This is a genomic window from Flavipsychrobacter stenotrophus, assembly GCF_002954265.1.
GTDB classification, from domain to species: domain Bacteria; phylum Bacteroidota; class Bacteroidia; order Chitinophagales; family Chitinophagaceae; genus Flavipsychrobacter; species Flavipsychrobacter stenotrophus.
This window is the reverse complement of the sequence record NZ_PPSL01000006.1, coordinates 200,861-219,783: the sequence shown is the minus strand read 5'-3', so window position 1 is coordinate 219,783 and position 18,923 is coordinate 200,861. Positions and strand designations below refer to the sequence as shown.

Sequence of the window (18,923 nt, the reverse complement as noted above, 5' to 3'; positions counted from 1 at the left end):
TTTTTTATTGCAATTATTAGTGAAGGAGGCAGCCATGCCTCCTTCACTGCGTATAGGATGTGAGTGTTTAGTTAAAAGCATGTGTAGGGACGTTGATGGTTTTTAATTGATGATGGGTTTTCTCTAAATTTATAATATGCAAAAAGTCCTCGCGCAGTTATTATGTCTACTGATAATTTCCAATTCTTATGCCCAACTCCTGAAGCCGGGATTTGATGCAACAGAATATGAAGGCACGTTACGCAGATCGGCAGTGCAGGTGGATACGAAATTCAGGGGAGCGACACCTAAGGAGACGGGGTTTACAAGGGTATTTAGAGGAACGGAAGTTGGCTTGCATAACAGGTGGGACCTTTGGCTGAACAGGGATTCTACTATAATTGTCATCAACTTCAGAGGGACTACTTATGATGTAGATAGCTGGCTGGAGAACTTTTATAGCGCCATGATACCGGCCACAGGCACGCTGAAACTGGATAGCAATTATACCTTTAATTACAAGCTGGCCAATGATCCGAAAGCTACGGTGCACGTAGGATGGACGATAGGCATAGGTAGTATGGCGCCCGAGGTGATGGCTAAGATAAAAGAGTATCATACACGTGGGGTGAAACAAGTGATTCTGGAAGGGCATAGCCAGGGTGGGGCGTTGAGTACATTGATGGCATCCTACCTGCATTACCAACAGATAGCGGGTAACTTGCCCGGGGATATAGTGTTTAAGACCTATGCCAGTGCCGCGCCTAAAGTAGGTAACCTTTACTATGCTTATGACTTTGACTATATAACCCGCGGTGGCTGGGCGTTTACTATTGTGAATACTGCTGATTGGGTGCCTGAAACACCGGTTTCTATACAGACGCCTAATGACTTTAATAAGCTCAATCCGTTTAGCAATTCGAGAGAGCAGGTGAAGACACAGAAGAGGTTGGTGAGGGTGGCGTTAAGTCATGTTTATAATAGATTGTCGAAGACGCCAAGGCGGGCACAGCGCACTTATAACAGGTATGTGGGTAAGCTGGCGTATAAGCAGGTGAAGAAGTACATGCCCCGCCTTGAACAACCCAGGTATAGTGGCACCTGCAACTATATGCGTGCGGGTAATCCTATAGTATTACAACCCGATGCTGACTATTATAAGAAATTTCCGGACTCAGGTAGCAATGTGTTCAGGCACCATATTTTTGAGCCGTATTATTACCTGGTGAAGAAAAATTATAGCCCGGTGATCGTGCCGTAGTGGTTAATGATGAGTTGCGTACCTACGGCACGCATTGTTTGGGGGACACGATTGCTACAAACCTTTTGCACCTAACGGCGCAAAGACATGAATAGGTGTTTTCTTTCGGTGGTTGCTTGAGTTAACTTTTTTTGCCGCCTTCCAGTTCCAGAAGGGCTTCGAGTACGTGGTGAGTGATGGGGCATGATAGTGAGTTTTTGAGGGTAAGAGGTACGCGTTTTATCAGCACGTCTTCGTCGGTATAGGGGTAGCGGGCACAGTCGCTGGGGCGATCGTCATAGATGTTGCAGGTATTGTCTTCGGCAAGGAAGGGGCATGGTTTTGTGCGGGATACGTAGTCTCCTTCGCTATCCAATATTAGGTAGCGAGCTACCAGTTCTCCTTCTTTCAGGCGAAGACTTTTGGAGATGCGTTTTATGTCGGGTTGCTTGAAGCGGGGAGAGTAGTTCTTACAGCAGTTGGCGCATTCCAGGCAGTCGATCTTTGCGAAGGCTTCATCGTTAAGACGTGGCAGGGCACGAAGAATGTTGTTCTTGTTGCCACGCTCCAGCATGTATTTATACTGCTTCTGATGTTCTTTCGATTCTTTATCCCAGCCTTCGTCGATCATGTCTTGTTTGTTGGTTTATGCAGTTTCACGCAAAGAGCGCAAAGGTTAATCGCAAAGAAGCGCAAAGGGTTTTTGATTTTAGTGCGCAAAGAGTTTTTTAGTGCATTCAAAACGAATACGTCCAAATATGAGATTGCTTCGTTCCCTGCAATTACCGATCCCTAAGTCTCAAAGAGGGCCGTCCCGATTGCTGTTGGTCAGAATACCTACAATGGCGAATAGTTTGATGTGGTTATTTCGCCCCTGCAGGGCTTTTACATTTTTCGTTTTTTACGAGGGGTTAAAACCCCTCGCTATTGACGTCGCCCTTACAGGGCTTATTAAATGCTCATTTTGTCCATAATTCTTTCGAGGTCTTCATCGCTGTAGAACTCTATGAGTATGCTTCCTTTACCATTTTTTTTGCGGGCCAGCTTTACGCGGGTAGATAGCTGTGAGGCCATATTATCTTCTATACGCTTGTAGGCTGGTGGTAGTTTTATGGCGGCCATTGCAGCTTCTTTAGGAGCGCGTTCGGTTGCCATGTCTTTGACCAGCTGTTCTACCTGGCGTACAGACAAACCACGGGTAATGACTTCGCGGAATGCATAGAGTTGCTGATCTACATGCTCCAAACCGATGATAGCTCTTGCATGGCCCATGCTGAGTTGTCCGTCTCTTACGGCTTTCTGCACATCGGGAGGTAACTTAAGCAAACGCAGGTAGTTGGCTACTGTGCTGCGTTCTTTTTTCATGCGGTCTGACACTTGCTCCTGGGTAAGTTCGCACTCATCCATAAGGCGGCGGTAGCTCATCGCTATTTCTATAGCATTGAGGTTCTCGCGCTGCAGGTTTTCGAGGAGCGCCATCTCCAGTAATTCCTGGCTGCCGGCGGTGCGTATGTAAGCAGGTATGTCTGTAAGGCCTGCCATCTTAGAAGCGCGCCAACGTCGTTCTCCCGAGATAAGCTGGTATTTATTGGTGCCTACCTTTATGACTGTAACCGGCTGGATTATGTCGTGCAGCTTGATGCTTTCAGATAGTTCCTTAAGCGCCTGTTCGTCGAAATCATGACGTGGCTGTTTAGGGTTTACCTCGATCTGTGTAACAGGTATGCGGGCAATGCTGTTGGTATTACTATTGGCAGCATTACTGTTGTTATTATTGGCATTATTATTCTGCCCCGCAGTGGCCGGTACGCCCTGCTTGGGTGCATTTATTTCTTCGTCTATATTATCGAGCAGTGCGCGTATTCCCTTACCCAGAGCCGATTTCTTATTTACTTGCGACATGCTATTTTTCGAAAATTTTATCTTCGTTCTTGATCTTGGTCATATTGTTCTTCTGCAGTATCTCCTTTGCCAGGTTAAGATAGTTGACCGCGCCTGTGCTTTCGGCATCATACAGCAACACTGGTTTGCCAAAGCTTGGTGCTTCGCCCAATCTTGTATTGCGATGAAGAATGGTGTTGAATACCAATTCTGAGAAGTGATTTTTGATCTCTTCCACAACCTGGTTAGAAAGACGGAGACGACCATCATACATGGTCATCAGAATACCTTCTATTTTCAGTTCGGAGTTGATACGTGTCTGAACGATCTTAATAGTATTGAGCAATTTGCCCAGGCCCTCTAAGGCGAAATACTCGCACTGAACCGGTATGATAACGCTATCGGCAGCAGAAAGGGAGTTGACAGTAATTAAACCCAGAGAAGGAGAACAGTCGATAATGATGAAATCGTAATTGTTTTGTTCCGCCTCCAGCGCCTTGCGTAAAACATGCTCTCTGTTTGGCTGATTGATCAATTCTATTTCCGCTCCTACCAGATCGAGGTGACTGGGCAGCAAAAATAAATTGGGTGTTTCTGTTTCTAACACTACCTGGTTGACCGGTGTTTCGTTCACCATGCAGTCGTATAGGCTCAGCTGTATATTCCTCAGGTCAAAACCATTGCCTGTGGTGCTGTTGGCCTGCGGATCTGCATCTACCAATAATGTTCTATATTCCAGTACAGCCAAACTTGCCGCAAGATTAATTGCAGTTGTTGTTTTGCCTACTCCTCCCTTCTGATTCGCTATAGCGATTACTTTTGCCATTTTCTTTTAGTATATAGTCGATAGTACATAGTACATAGACTGCTTATTTAGTATGTAGTAGTTAGCAGAGCTTACATAGTCTCGCCTGCTTACTCCTGTTATTTGTATTTATTGAAAGTCGTCCTCTCAGTAACGTCTCTTTACATCGGAACTATTTACTAACGACTATTTACTAAAGTTCAATTGTCTCACCAATAGCCGGTAGCAGTAACTCGTTGCCTGCGGCAGCGAACGTAGCTTTTGCTTCGTCTTTATTTATTTTGATGTAACCGAATGTATCGTAATGTACGCCAATTATTTTTTTGCATTGTATAAATTCTGCAGCTATTACCGCATCTTCAACATCCATAGTAAAATTGCCGCCAATAGGTAGTATGGCAAAATCGAGTTTTGCATAACGTGGAACCAACTGCATGTCCATAGTTACGCATGTATCGCCGCTGTAGTAAAATTTCTTTTCCGCGCCATGCAGTATGAATCCACCGGGTGCTCCGCCACTGCTACCATCGGGCATGGTGCTACTGTGTGCCGCAGGTAAAAAATGGAGTTTGCCGAATGGAAATATTGTAGCGCCGAAGTTGATAGGGTGAACGTTTTCAATGCCTTGTTTCTTAACCCAATCAATTACTTCATATGCCGCAATTACGAGGGCTCCGGTTCTCTTCGCAATGCTGGCCACGTCTGCAACGTGGTCGCTATGACCGTGAGAAAGTAATATGAAATCGGCACCGATAGTATCTACGTTGATATCTTTTGCCAGTTCATTGTGTGTAATGAAGGGGTCAAAAAGTATTTTTTTGCCACCGGTTTCTACCGCAAAGCAGGCGTGGCCATAGAATGTAAATTTCATACGTAAAGCGTGGGATTTTTAAAGGTGCAAAGTTAGTTAATTTCAATTTGACAATTGAATAATTCGGCAATTTGACAATTCGGCGATCTGATAATAGGGGAAGTGCCGGATATAAAAGTGGCAGTTTTTCGTGAAAGTGGCAGTTTTGAATGGGGTGTTTTGGCTAGAGTGCTTTATGGGTAAGGTTTTTGGGGGATTTTAACGAACTGCTACTTTCTGCCACATGGTGCCACTTTTTTTGTCCGGTTGCAGTTTGTATATGTAGTGACGGGCGTTACAAACGCCCAAACGAGGACCAGAATAGTTTTTGTTGTATTGCTGCTGTAGGGCTGAAGATCTTCAGCCCCTACGTTCTGTTTGGGATGGTTAGGGCTCATAAAGTCAAAGATCTTATGTGGCACTACTCACCAGGGTGACAGTTTATAAATCGGGTGCAAATTAGTTCAGGTTGCTGTTTTTAGCAAAAGAAGATATTCACATTTTTTGGATCGCGTGTATGCCTTTGTTGTGGGGTGATACAGCTGAAAATGGGTGTGTGAATGTGGATATGTTTTGGCTGAATCACAGGTTACGGCGGATTGCACTGATTTTTTTTTCGCAAGCGGGACGCTTGCATGGCCTGGGACGAAGCGAGACGCTTCGACCAGTTTGGGTCTACGCTCTACAGCGGCCGATATGGGCGTATGGTTAGTGCGTCATAAAACGAATACGTCCGGATGTGCCGGTCAGAGACCGGCAACCGCTCGAGCGTAGACAGAGTCTACGCTCAGCACCGGCGGGACGCTTCGACCAGTGTGGGACCTTGTTAAGCGGGTTGAAGACATATGTGTTGTTCAAAGGGTTGGTTTTCATTTGTTAAGGTGTTTAACAAAGGTGTGTTTCGGGTATATGAGGTTTGGAGGGGTGAAATGCAGGTTTTTATTAACCGAAAGATAAAGATAGAGTGATATATGAGTTTTTAGGAGGCAAAAGCTTGGGTTTGGTGTGTTAAAAAAATGTTAACGTTTTTATAATTTTTAACAATATTGTGCAGTAAATAAAATGCATATAAAAATTTAATTTTTCAATTGATAGTATTTAGTCTACAAAACGGGTATAGTAAAAAAATAAAATACAAACACATTTATTATTAATAATATCGGCTGTTTTGTGGTGTCAATGGCCCTGTTTTAAAGGGTTTAAAGTATTTATTTTTGTAACATTAATTGTAAGTGATATAATTAACTGCGCCGTTATAAATAGGTGATTAGTATAAATTGAATGCGATAGAGTTGAAAGTTATTATTTGTTAATTCTGTTATGTTTTAATTTCTTGTATTGTAAATAGCTATAAAATGGGGTGTTGGTATGATTTTTAGCCATGTAAAAAGTTTTGCATAAAAACCATGGGTTTATAAATAGTGAACAAATAGTTAACTTTAGTTGGTCAACTCTGTGTTGATACATCTTTTATGAAACAGTACCAAACCAATAAAAATTACAGTATCATGAAACAAATTTCCTTACTTCTTGTCTTGCTGTGTTTGTCTTTTGCGGGTTACAGCCAGATAACGGCCGCCACTTATGGGTTTACGGCTTCATCGGGTACGTTCACCAGTATAGCACCGACGGGTACATTACCCCCAGTTAGCTCTTACCCCTACACATTGAATTGGGATGATGTTACATCAGACCCGATTAATATTGGGTTTAATTTTGAGTTTTGCGGTGTAACATATACTCAGCTTACTGCCTGTTCGAACGGCTGGTTATCGCTGGCGGGATATCCTTCATCTTATGGGTATAATTCCCTAGGCTCGGTGTCAGGTGTTGCAGGCGGCGTTGGCCTATTGATGCCTTTATGGGATGACCTTGATGGAGGTGCATACACAGCAGCCACAGGTAGTACATACTACACTACTGTGGGCGTTGCGCCAAACAGGAAATTTATTTTTGAATGGAATGGCTTTGAAAGGTATGGGTACTCGGGTGCCGGATCACAAGACTTCCAGGTTATTTTATATGAAACGACCAACCAAATCGATTTTGTTTATAATAACGGAACGCTTACCTCTAATGACCTTACTGTTGGTATTGCTAATAGTGGGAGCGACTGGCAGACCTTATCTGATGTGAGCTCAGCACCGACTGCATCTTCGACATCATTTTTCGATTACATTTATAATTCGCCAGCCAATGGTCAAATCTATAGCTGGACACCCCCACCACCTTGTACAGGTACACCGGTGGCTGGTACTGCAGTGGCAGATGTAGCTACGGCATGTATAACTGACAATATTACTTTAAGCGTTACCGGTACAACAGCAGCAACTGGCCTTACTTTCCAATGGCAGTCTTCTCCAGACTTTTCTACCTGGACCAATATACCGGGTGCAACAAATAGTACTTCTGTGACAACTGAAACTATGGACATGTATTACAGGGTTGTAGTTACGTGCCCAGGTTCAGGTTCTTTCGATATTTCTACTACGACCAGTGTTACCTTTAGTCCGGTATGTTATTGTAATACTGGGTTGTATTATTATTATCCTGCCACATATACCTACGCAGGTGCACTTGGTTTGTTCGATATTACTGGGGAAGCCGGATCGACAATTAGCGATGCCGGGCCGGCTACAGTGCCAGCGGATGGCTATGAAAACAGAACAGGTATTTCTGTTGACATGCAACAAGGAAATACATACAGCGGCAACCTTAATTATAGTTACAGTGTATACACCTATGCAAGTCAGATATGGATAGACTATAACGATGATGGCATATTTGATATTTCAGAACTAGCCACTCCTGTAATTTATACAAGTTCGTATTCTTCTTCCGACCCTTTTTCAATTACAGTTCCTATTACCGCTCCTTTAGGTTCTCACCGTATGAGAGTGCGTTACACTGATCTTCAGTATAGTAGTGTTCCTTCGGAGATGGATCCTTGTAACAACTTTGATATGAGTCTGGGGTATTCGACTTATTATTATTATGGTGTGACCCGTGATTATACAGTTAACATACTAGCAGCGCCTTCATGTACGGGTACACCAAGCGGTGGTACTGCTACATCATCTGCTACATTGGCGTGTCCTGCAACAGCATTTACTTTAGGTTCAACAGGACTTACAGTAGCAGCAGGACTTACTTACCAGTGGCAGGAATCTACAAGTGCTACAGGACCGTGGACAGATATATCGGGAGCAACTTCTCCAACATATTCTAACGTGATAACTTCTCCAACCTATTTCCAATTGGTAGTTAACTGCCCTGCATCTTCTACAAGTGGGACATCTACTCCGGTATTTGTTAACTACTTTGGCTTCTGCTATTGTGTGCCTTCTTACAGCAATTCACCAGCATCACCATCTTACGAGGGTATAGATATATATAACCTCACAGGGTATGCCGGTAGCTCAATAAGTGATGGTGGAACATCGCCACAGCCTACTAATGGTTATGACGACAGAACAACGATCAGTGTTGATCTACAACAAGGAGATACTTATACAGGAGACATAAGTTACCACGATGGCTGGAATGCTTACGAAAGTCAGATTTGGATAGACTTCAATAATGATGGTGTTTTTGATATTTCAGAAGAGGTGACTGCGCCGATCTATTCATCGCCATATAGCTATTTTGATGTTTACACTATGAATATACCAATTACTGCTGCTGTAGGCACACATCGTATGAGAGTGAGATACAGCGTGATGTATTATGGTAGTTCAACATCGGCAGATATGGATCCATGCGCATTGAGTGATGCAAGTGGCAATACATATACCTATGGTATGACACGCGATTATATTGCTAATATTATTGCTGCTCCACCTTGTTCAGGTGCACCAGCAGGTGGTACCGCAACCGCGTCAACAACACTTGCATGTCCTTCAACAGCGTTTACCTTGAATTCAACCGGTACATCTACAGCAACCGGTCTTACCTACCAATGGCAGTCATCTGTAAGCGTGGGTGGTCCATATGCAGATATAGCAGGTGCGACCTCATTGATCTATTCAAATGTTGAAACTGCGCCTACTTATTATCAAATAGTGGTTACCTGCTCGGCAACGAGTTTGTCGGGAACTTCAACTCCAGTCTTTGTGAACTATTTTGGCTATTGCTTTTGCACTCCGTCTTATGTTTACTCACCTGCAGCAACTTCTTATGGCTTAGATGTTGTTTCATTAACTGGCTATGCCGGCTCTACGCTTAGCGATGCAGGACCTGCAACAATACCTGCGAGTGGATATGAAGATATGACATCGGTACCTGCGGTAGATCTGCAGCAAGGTGGTGTTTATACCGGTAACCTGTCATACAGCAGTGGTGGTTATGAATATGAAAACCAGATCTGGATAGACTTTAATAACAACGGAGTTTTTGATGTTTCCGAAGAAGTAACTCCTGTGATTGGAACAGGATTATGCTCGAGCTATATAACATCTGATGGTTATACCCTTTCTATTCCAATGACAGCGGCCGTTGGCCTTCACAGAATGCGTGTTAGAAATGCATACACATATGATTGCGGTTTATCTTCGGATATGGATCCATGTAATTCATACGATGCAATGTATAATTACTACTATGGTATGACGCGCGATTACATGGCAAATATCATTGCTCTTCCTGCATGTACCGGTGCTCCCGTAGTTGGTACTGCTGCTGCATCACCTACAAGTGGTGGTGTTTCTATACCATTTACTTTAAGTCTGCCAGGCCTGTCTATGGCAGCTGGCCTTACATTCCAGTGGCAGTCTGCTACAAGTGCTACCGGACCGTGGACGGACATAACAGGCGCAACTAATAATACCTACTCGTTTATAAGTATATTTAATGACATGTGGTACCAGTGTGTAGTTGTTTGTACGCTAAGCAGTACATCAACAACATCTACCCCTGCTATGATCACTTATGTAGCTACACCACCTTGCTACCCAGGTAGCTCTTCATGGTCTTATGCCGGTGGTACCTATGCGGGTATCGATGAGTTCCACGTAGCGGGTTTTGCAGGTTCTAACCTTGATGATATAGGTCTGAATGCTGTTGTTAGTACTACTACCGGATATCTGGACCATACAACATTAGCGCCAATCACAATGGAACAGGGTGGTGTTTACGCATCATCAGGTTTGTGGTACAGCACTTACGATCATCAGGAATTGCAGGTGTGGATAGACTTTAACGATAACGGTATCTTTGAAACAACAGAGGAAGTATCTCCTGTAAGTGGATTTGATCCGAGCTTCACTTCTAATCCTACCAATTTCAATATCTCTATCCCTGCGGGTGGCGCATTGGGTACACACAATATGCGTGTACGTGCTATATGGGAGCAATATCCGGGTGGCTCTAGTGCACCTTTGCACCTTGACCCATGTAATATGTCTTACCTTGGAACTTCTCCATCTTACTACAGTGGTGATGCAATTGATTACAGAGTTTATATCATACCTCATTGCCTGTTTACTTCTACTGCTGCTGCAAGCGCTGCGGTATGTCCTAACAGTCCGTTCAATCTTACAGGTACTACTACAGCACCATCTTATTCATGGAGCGGACCGGGTGGCTTCACATCTACATTGCTAAACCCTACAGTTCCTGGTGCTGCTACTGTTGGTGTGTATTCATTTACCGCTACTGATGGTACATGTACATTGACAATGACAGCTACGCAGCCTTTGTTACCTACATCGCCTATACCGGTTGTAACTCCGGCTCCGGCTACTGTGTGTAATGGTTCAAGTGTGACGCTTACTGCTACTGTGCCGGGTTTACCAGGTACACCAATTCTTACTGAAGATTTTAATGCAGGATTAGGTACATGGACAGTTGATAACACGGGTAGTACATCACCTGCTGCGTTGAGTCCTTGGCAGGGAGAACCAGATGGCTACACGTATGGTTTTGGTACTACATTCCATAGTCCTGATAATTCACCATTTGTAATAACGAATGCGGACGTTTCAGGTAGTAGTTCATACACTACAGTAAGTAGTCTTATATCTCCCACGTTCTCGTTAGCCGGGTTTGCTTCCGTGGCATTATCGTTCCAACATTATTTGCATGCATACTATATGGATAATGTTGTCTCTGTAGATATTTCGACAGATGGTGGTGTAACCTGGAGTTTGATCCATGATTATGCAACGATTACTACCGGTACAGCGACTAGTTTTGTTACTGATAACTATGATCTTACTCCGTATGCGGGTAGTACTAATTGCCAGTTGCGTTTCTATTATAACACTAACTACGGTTATTATTGGGCTGTTGACAATGTAAGCTTAACAGGTACACCAATAGTAGGCCCGGCTCCGGTATGGACGCCGTCAACCTATCTGTTCTCTGACCCTGCGTTGACAACTCCTTATGTAGCGGGTACCGCAGCATATGAAGTGTATGTGCATCCTACTACGGTATTGACTACAACAGCTGTAGATTATATAGCCGGCACAACGTTGGGTACATGTTCGTCGTTCGATACAAGTACGGTAACTATTACAGCACCGCCTGCTATAACAACAGCTACCGGTTCTAATTATGTGTGTGCAGGCAGCAATCTTACCTTATCTAATACCACTACAGGTGGCACATGGACAACATCTAATACTACAGTAGCAACTGTTACTGCGGGTGGTGTGATCCAGGGTGTTGCTGCGGGTGCAGATACTGTATTCTATACAGTAGGTGGTTGTGTTACTTTCACTGTAATTAACGTGTCTACTTTCGTTACAACAACTACAGGCAGCACAGTTATCTGCAGCGGCCTTTCTACAACATTAACTAACCCTACTACCGGTGGTACATGGACCAGCAGCAATGCAGGTGTGGCTACGGTAAGCTCGGGTGGTGTGGTAACTATGGGTACAGCAGGTACTGCTATCATTACCTATACATTGCCTACTGGTTGTGCCGATACTTCATTGGTAACATCAGTGGCGCCTCCGGCAGCAATAGGCGGTGGTACATCGGTATGTTATAACGGTGGTACTACTACGCTTACTGAATCAACAACGGGTGGTACATGGACAACCTCGACAGGTACAATAGCTACTATATCTGCAGCTACGGGTTCTCCAATAACAGTTACCGGCCTTACAGCGGGTACTGCCAATATTACCTATACTACAATACCGGGTTGTATGGCTACAAAGTCATTGACACTAAATGCTAATCCTGCGAACATAACAGGTACAATGGCTGTGTGTGCATCGGGTGGTGCTACTACCTTGTCTGATGCTACAGGATCGGGTACATGGGCATCGGGTAATGTGTTCAGAGCTACAGTGAATTCTTCGGGTGTGGTAACAGGTGTTACTTCCGGTACCGTGGTTATCTCTTACACTGCTGTAAATGGTTGCTTTGATACAGCACTTGTAACAGTAAACGCTTTGCCTGCGGCAATAACGGGTACTACAACTATCTGTAACCTTGCTTCTACCACACTGGCCGATGCAAGTACACCGGGTACATGGAGTACCTCTACACCAACGATCACTACCGTGAATGCATCGGGTATGGTAACGGGTGTTACTTCGGGTAGTGGTACGATCATCTTTACACAAACATCAACAGGTTGCTCACGCAGCACTACGGTTACCGTAAATGCATTGCCCGGCGCAATATCAGGCGTTACATCAATGTGTAACAATACTACTACTACGCTTACCAGCTCACCATCGGGTGGTACATGGACAAGTGGTTCACCTGCCATCGCATCGATAGAAGCTGGTACAGGTATAGTACATGCATTGAGTGTGGGTACCGCAAACATTACACTTACGAATGGCAGCGGTTGCCAGGCATACAGCACTATGACGGTTAATCCTTCATTTGTACCTACAGTAACTATTAATGCCAACCCAGGTACAACGGTTTGTGCGGGTTCTACAGTTACCTACACGCCAACGATTACTAATGGTGGTACCGCGCCAACTTACTCATGGACAGTAAATGGTTCGCCAATGTCTGCCGCAAGCTCTTACAGCTATGTACCAGTAACGGGTGATGTTGTTGGAGTGAGCATCGTAAGTAACCTTAGCTGTGCGGTTCCTGCAACAGCAAGCGGATCTGTTACTATGACAGTAGATCCGATTGTTACTCCGGCTCTTACTCTGGCAACAGCGTATACCGATACGGGTTGTGCGGGAGCATTCACTACAGTTTATACTCATCCGGTTAGTGCCGGTACAGGTGCTACCTTCCAGTGGTATGTAAATGGTTCTCCAGTATCGGGCACCAGCAACTATACTTACCTGGCTACCAATGGCGATGTTGTTACCGCGGTAATGACCAGCACAGCGGGTTGTCTGTCGGGTAGTACTGCAGTAGTTACATCAGCAAGTCTTACACTGGATATCATACCATTCGTAGTGCCTGATGTTACCTTGACATCGAGCACCGGTGCTACATCATGCGGTGGCAGTATAGTTGTTTACAACACAACGGAAACCAATGGTGGCGGCAGTCCTGCTTACCTGTGGACAGTAAATGGCGTTGCAGTAGCAACAGGTCCTACCTACTTCTATGTGCCTGCAAATGGTGATATGGTTGTGGTAAGAATGACCAGCAGCTATCCTTGCGTAGCACCAACATCTGATACCGCACAAATGACCATGACAGTAGGAACTACAGTAACACCTGTAGCAACTATAGCAGCTCATCCGGGTACTACCATAACGCTTGGTATGACAGACACCTTTACCGTTACTTTAGTAAGCGGTGGTGGTGCAGCTCCGGCTTACCAGTGGTACATTAACGGTGTACCGGTATCTGGTGCTAATGGTACTACGTTCATTACGAGCCTGCTTGTATCGGGCGACCTGGTTACCTGCCATGTTACCAACACGGACCTTTGCGGTGGTACTACTATATCCAACGTTCTGGCTATGAGTGTACTGGGCAGCGGTGGTGTAAATGTGAACAATGTGAGCGGTGGCGAGGCTAGTATATCTCTGGTGCCAAATCCTAATAATGGTTCGTTCATAGTGAAGGGTAACCTTGGTCTGTCGAGCAATGAGGATATGACACTGGAAGTAACCAACATGCTGGGCCAGGTAGTGTATACCGGTCATACAGAAGCTAAGAATGGTGAGTTTAACGAGCAGGTGAAACTGAACGGTATTCTTGCTAATGGTAGCTACGTGTTGAGCGTACGTTCGCAGCACATGAGCAAGATCTTCCATTTTGTTCTGGAGCAGAAGTAATAATGCTTAGCCGCACCCGGCCTCTTTAAGAGAGCGGGAGGTGTAGCTTAATAAATAGATGAAAATCTCCCGGTATATCCGGGAGATTTTTTTTGTGGTGATCAGAAGATCATGGTGCATTTAAGAAATAGTCTCAAAGCAACGATTATGAGATTTGGCAACTTTTTAGAAAGTCGTCACATCTGAAGAGTATGCAATGAAAGACATTCTACGCATTTCACAAATTTGTTAAAATGGATAACATATTATTTAACTACGAATTGTAAAAGTATAATAAGCTTTATTTTTTGTGTTGGAAAAGGCGTTGTCAATCAAACAATTATAGCACCAAATTTTGGGGGATATTGAGCGGTTTTATGGCATGATTTTATATTGATTTCCGACTGTTAAAAATGTAATCAAAAGTTATTCAGGTGTTCATTTTTATTTAATTTAGTTAATAGGAAGCATATAAAAAAATACTCATTAATGCAGCTTAAAATGTACCTTTTATGAAACGTTTATCCATCTTATTTATCCTCCTTTTGGTATCGTGGGCCGGGTATGGCCAGACAACAGCAGCAGCTTATAATTTCACCGCCACAACGGGCACATACAGCAGTATATCGGCAACGGGAACGGCTATGGGGTCTACATTTTTGGGGGATGACAGGAACCAGACGGGAGTGCCTATAGGGTTCTCATTTACTTTTTGTGGCGTAGCCTATACGCAATTGTCGGCATGCTCTAATGGCTGGTTATCGCTTAACAACAGTTCGTCTACCATACTGACCAATAGTGCAGCCAATATACAAGGCGCGGGATTCCTGATGCCGTATTGGGATGATCTGAACGGGGCTGGTAATACGGCCTGGTACCAGACAACCGGCACATCGCCCAACAGGGTTTTTACATTTGAATACACCAACTGGGGCACCTGGACAGGATCGGGCAATTGCAATATGCAGGTAAAGCTTTACGAGACTACTAATGTGATCGAATTCTGGTATGGTAGCAGTACCTACGCATCGCACTCGGCATCTATTGGTATTGCTAACAGCACTACCGATTATCAAAGCCTTCCATCTGCTGCGGCATCGCCAACACCATCGAGCACTACGTTTACAACAAATATCGGTACATCGCCGGGCAGTGGGACAGTATACAGGTGGTTTGGCTGCCCGGTAACGGTTGCGGCTGCTGCCAGTGCGGCTGTGTGTCCCGGTGGTACGGTAACACTGACAGGTACTACCAGTGGTACTGGTTATTCATGGGCCGGACCGGGAGGTTTTACTTCAACAAACCTTAGCCCGGTAATCAATGGTATTACTACAGCGGGTGTATACACTTTTACCGGTACCAATGGTAGTTGCAGTGTAACTGCAACCGCAAACGTGAGTTTACTCACTCCACCGCCGGCACCGGTGGTAACACCATCGGTAGCTACCATATGTAATGGTAATACGGTTACACTTACCGCTACATTGCCCCCGGCCGCCATTAATCTTATACCCAACCAGGGATGGGAGAGTGGTGTGCCTACAGTGCCGGGTACACCGGTAGCAGGGTGGAATACTACAGCTACATCGGCAGCATATCTAACGCAGGTAGCGAATGGTACTTATCCTACTGTAGCACCGCATACAGGTAGCTTCCTGGCGGCATTTCATAGCTGGAGCTATGGCACGGGTACCAATGCTACATTGATATCGCCATCGTTCTCTATGAGTGGCATCACCGGTGGACAGATCTCCTTCTGGATGTACAGAGATGCGGGTTACAACACTGCGACTTATGACCTTGAAGGTGTGACTATTTACCTGAACACTACGGCCTCTGTAACGGGAGCAACAACTCTGGGATATGTTCCCAGGAGAATGGGTGGGGTGACTACCGGTAGTGTTACGGGTACGTCTTCACCGGGTACTGCGGGTTGGTATCAATATACCTGTGCTATACCAGCGGGTTTCACTGGTGGTACTAACTACCTGATGTTCTATTTTTACAGTCGCTTTGGCAATGACATACATACAGACGACATAAGCATAACCGGCTTGCAGGCACTCGCGCCACCAGTGTGGACACCAATTACTGACCTGTTCAGCACACCAACGTTCAGTACGCCATATGCGGCGGGCGATACATTGTTGACTGTTTATATGCACCCAACAAGTACTGTTACCAGTACTACAACAAGTTATATTGCTACTATTACTAACGGTGTTTGTACCTCTTCAGACACGGCAGTGATTACAGTAAATACAGGCGTGCCTGCTATTACCGGTAGCTCAAGCATTTGCGTGGGCACGTCTGCTACATTAGCTAATCCTACGCCGGGTGGTACGTGGTCGGCATGTAATAACACTGTGGCCACAATAGATCCTCTAACGGGTGTAGTGAGCGGACTGGCAGCGGGGATTGATACCATATACTATACAGTGTCGGGTGGGTGTAGTGCATTTTTCGTAGTTAATGTAATTACTTTCTCTACAGCCACTACAGGTAATACTATTATTTGTAATGGTGGCTTCACAACAGCCCTTGCTAATAGTACCCCGGGTGGTAGCTGGACAACAAGCAATGCTACGATCGCGACAGTCAGCGCAGCTGGTGTGGTAACATCGGGAGTTGCAGGAACAGCCGTGATCACTTATACAATGCCATCGGGTTGTAATGATACCACGTTGTTAAATGTATTGCCGCCGCCAACCGCTATTACGGGCCTTGCAGAGGTATGTTATAATGGCGGTACTACGGTACTGGCCAGCACACCAACTGGCGGTACATGGACAAGCAGCAATCCATCTGTTGCTTCCGTTGATGCTGCTACAGGTGTGGTTACCGGCTATACCGCAGGTACACCAACGATCACCTATACTTATATACCGGGTTGCTTTGCGACCACACCTGTGTTGATGAAGGCTAACCCTGCACCAATAGCGGGTATAACGGATGTATGTGAAGCGGGATCTATGACCTCACTAAGTGATGCTACACCAGGTGGTGCATGGAGCGGTGCAGGTGCATCGGCCTATATAGATTCTAATGGTGTGGTTACAGGTGTAACAGCCGGTACAGAAATGATCACTTATACAGCGCCTAACAGCTGCTACGTAAGTACTGCGGTAACCGTGAATCCTTTGCCGGCAGCACTTACAGGTACATTTGAAGTATGCCAGACCAATATAACCACATTGAGCAGTACAAGCGGCGGTGGTACCTGGACATCTGGTGCTACATCAATTGCTACAGTAAACGCTGGTGGTGGAGTAGGGGGTGTGACAGGCGGTATTGCTTCTATTACCTATACGCTGCCCACAGGCTGTAAAACCACTTCCAATGTGCAGGTAGACCAGATCCCAGCGGCCATAACAGGTAACAACTATGTGTGTAACGGTTATACGTCATTACTTAGCGATGCGACTGTCGGCGGAACATGGAGCAGCAGTAACAATTTACAGGCTACAGTTGATACTACAGGTACTGTATCGGGTGTGGCAGTTGGTAGTGCTGTTATTACTTATACTACAGGGCCGGGTAGCTGCTTTGCTACCAAGCCGATAACCATAAGTCCTACGGCACCACCGGTGGTAACTATAGCAGCCAGCACAGGTACTACTATTTGCGCGGGCACACCGGTTACGTTTAACTCTTCGGTAATTGATGGAGGTATAAGTCCGCTGTATGTCTGGAGCATCAACAATGTCATATCATCAAATGCTACTATCTACAGCTATACGCCTGCTAATGGTGATGTGGTAAGACTGTGGGTACTGAGCAGCTATGCATGTTCTATACCCGATACATCAAGCGCGGTACTCACTATGACCGTTAACCCGATAGTGACACCATCGGTGGGACTTACTACCGGTATGGGCGATACAGTTTGTACGGGTATGTTGACCACAATGACCGCGTTACCGGTAGCGCCTGGGCCTTCACCTACCTACCAACGGTTTGTGAACTCACTGCCTGTAGGTGGTGGTACAACATATAGCTATGTGCCTGCTAATGGTGATGTAGTAACAGTGAATATGAGCAGCTCGGCTCCATGCCGCACAACAACTGCGGTTTCAGGGAGCAAGGTACTTACTGTGAGTCCGTATGTGACACCAATGGTTAGCCTTACCTCATCAATGGGACCTGTAATGTGTGAGGGTTACCCTGATGTATTTACGGCAGCACAGGTAAATGGCGGTACAGCCCCAACCTATCAGTGGGCAGTGAATGGTGTGAATACAGCCACAGGCGCTGTATTCTCTTATGCGCCTGCAAATGGCGACGATGTAAGCGTAATGCTGACCAGCAATTTTCCTTGCGTGTCTTCACCAACGGCATTCACCCATTTTGTACCTACGGTGATACCGGTTGTACAACCAATAGGAGTAGTAACTGCGGATCCCGGTTATATCATACCGGCAGGTGTAACGGCTACATTTACATGTACCATACTAAGCGGAGGCGGTACTGCGCCAACCTACCAGTGGCTGAAGAACAACATACCGCTGGCAGGTGAAACAAACAGCATCTACAGCACCAACGTATTATTTACCGGCGACTCAGTAAGCTGCCAGGTAACTAATACCGATGAATGCAGCGGTGTAACTGTCTTTAACTATGTGGTAGTAACGGTAGGTAGTAATGTGGGTGTGAATAACGTTAATACCACCGGTAACCTGGTGCTGGCTCCCAATCCCAACAACGGGACATTTACCATAAAGGGTAATTTGGGCGTAACGACCAACGAACAGGCCACCCTGGAAGTGACTGATATGTTGGGACAGGTAGTTTACAAACAGCAGGTGAGCACGCAGGCAGGCGAACTGAATGAAAGTGTTTCCCTCCCCGGCAGCCTAGCCAATGGTATTTACCTGCTAAACGTTCGCACACAAGCCGGTAGTAACACATTCCACTTTACAGTGCAACAGTAGATAGTAGATAGTAGATAGTAGATAGAGCAGCCCGTCC

General features: G+C 45.3%; 7 protein-coding genes. 3 read left to right on the top strand and 4 right to left on the bottom strand.

The window, feature by feature from the left end; genetic code table 11:
* Positions 1-136: 136 nt before the first annotated feature.
* Positions 137-1,240 carry a lipase family protein gene (locus CJD36_RS19340; protein WP_105040849.1) on the top strand — a complete coding sequence of 368 codons (1,104 nt, stop codon included), beginning with the start codon at positions 137-139 and terminating at the stop codon, positions 1,238-1,240.
* 121 nt (positions 1,241-1,361) lie between these two features.
* Here the strand turns inward: CJD36_RS19340 and CJD36_RS19335 are convergent, their stop codons facing one another.
* From CJD36_RS19335 to CJD36_RS19320, 4 genes are all read right to left on the bottom strand, one after another.
* Complete coding sequence (locus tag CJD36_RS19335) at positions 1,362-1,850, bottom strand: YkgJ family cysteine cluster protein (RefSeq protein ID WP_105040848.1); 489 nt, start codon at positions 1,848-1,850, stop codon at positions 1,362-1,364.
* Between the two features lie 320 nt (positions 1,851-2,170).
* Positions 2,171-3,121, bottom strand: coding sequence for a ParB/RepB/Spo0J family partition protein (locus CJD36_RS19330; RefSeq protein ID WP_105040847.1), 951 nt, complete (start codon positions 3,119-3,121; stop codon positions 2,171-2,173).
* 1 nt (position 3,122) lies between these two features.
* The gene (locus tag CJD36_RS19325; protein ID WP_105040846.1) at positions 3,123-3,926 is read right to left on the bottom strand and encodes a ParA family protein; all 804 of its coding nucleotides are present in this window, start codon (positions 3,924-3,926) and stop codon (positions 3,123-3,125) included.
* Positions 3,927-4,098: 172 nt separating this feature from the next.
* Positions 4,099-4,776, bottom strand: a complete 678-nt coding sequence (locus tag CJD36_RS19320) for a metal-dependent hydrolase (RefSeq protein ID WP_105040845.1) — start codon at positions 4,774-4,776, stop codon at positions 4,099-4,101.
* 1,487 nt (positions 4,777-6,263) lie between these two features.
* Between CJD36_RS19320 and CJD36_RS19315 the strand changes: the two genes are divergently transcribed.
* Both CJD36_RS19315 and CJD36_RS19310 read left to right on the top strand, forming a co-directional pair.
* The gene (locus tag CJD36_RS19315; protein WP_161499389.1) at positions 6,264-13,976 is read left to right on the top strand and encodes a beta strand repeat-containing protein; all 7,713 of its coding nucleotides are present in this window, start codon (positions 6,264-6,266) and stop codon (positions 13,974-13,976) included.
* A gap of 491 nt (positions 13,977-14,467) precedes the next feature.
* Positions 14,468-18,886 carry a beta strand repeat-containing protein gene (locus tag CJD36_RS19310; protein WP_105040843.1) on the top strand — a complete coding sequence of 1,473 codons (4,419 nt, stop codon included), beginning with the start codon at positions 14,468-14,470 and terminating at the stop codon, positions 18,884-18,886.
* The last annotated feature ends 37 nt before the right edge of the window (positions 18,887-18,923 follow it).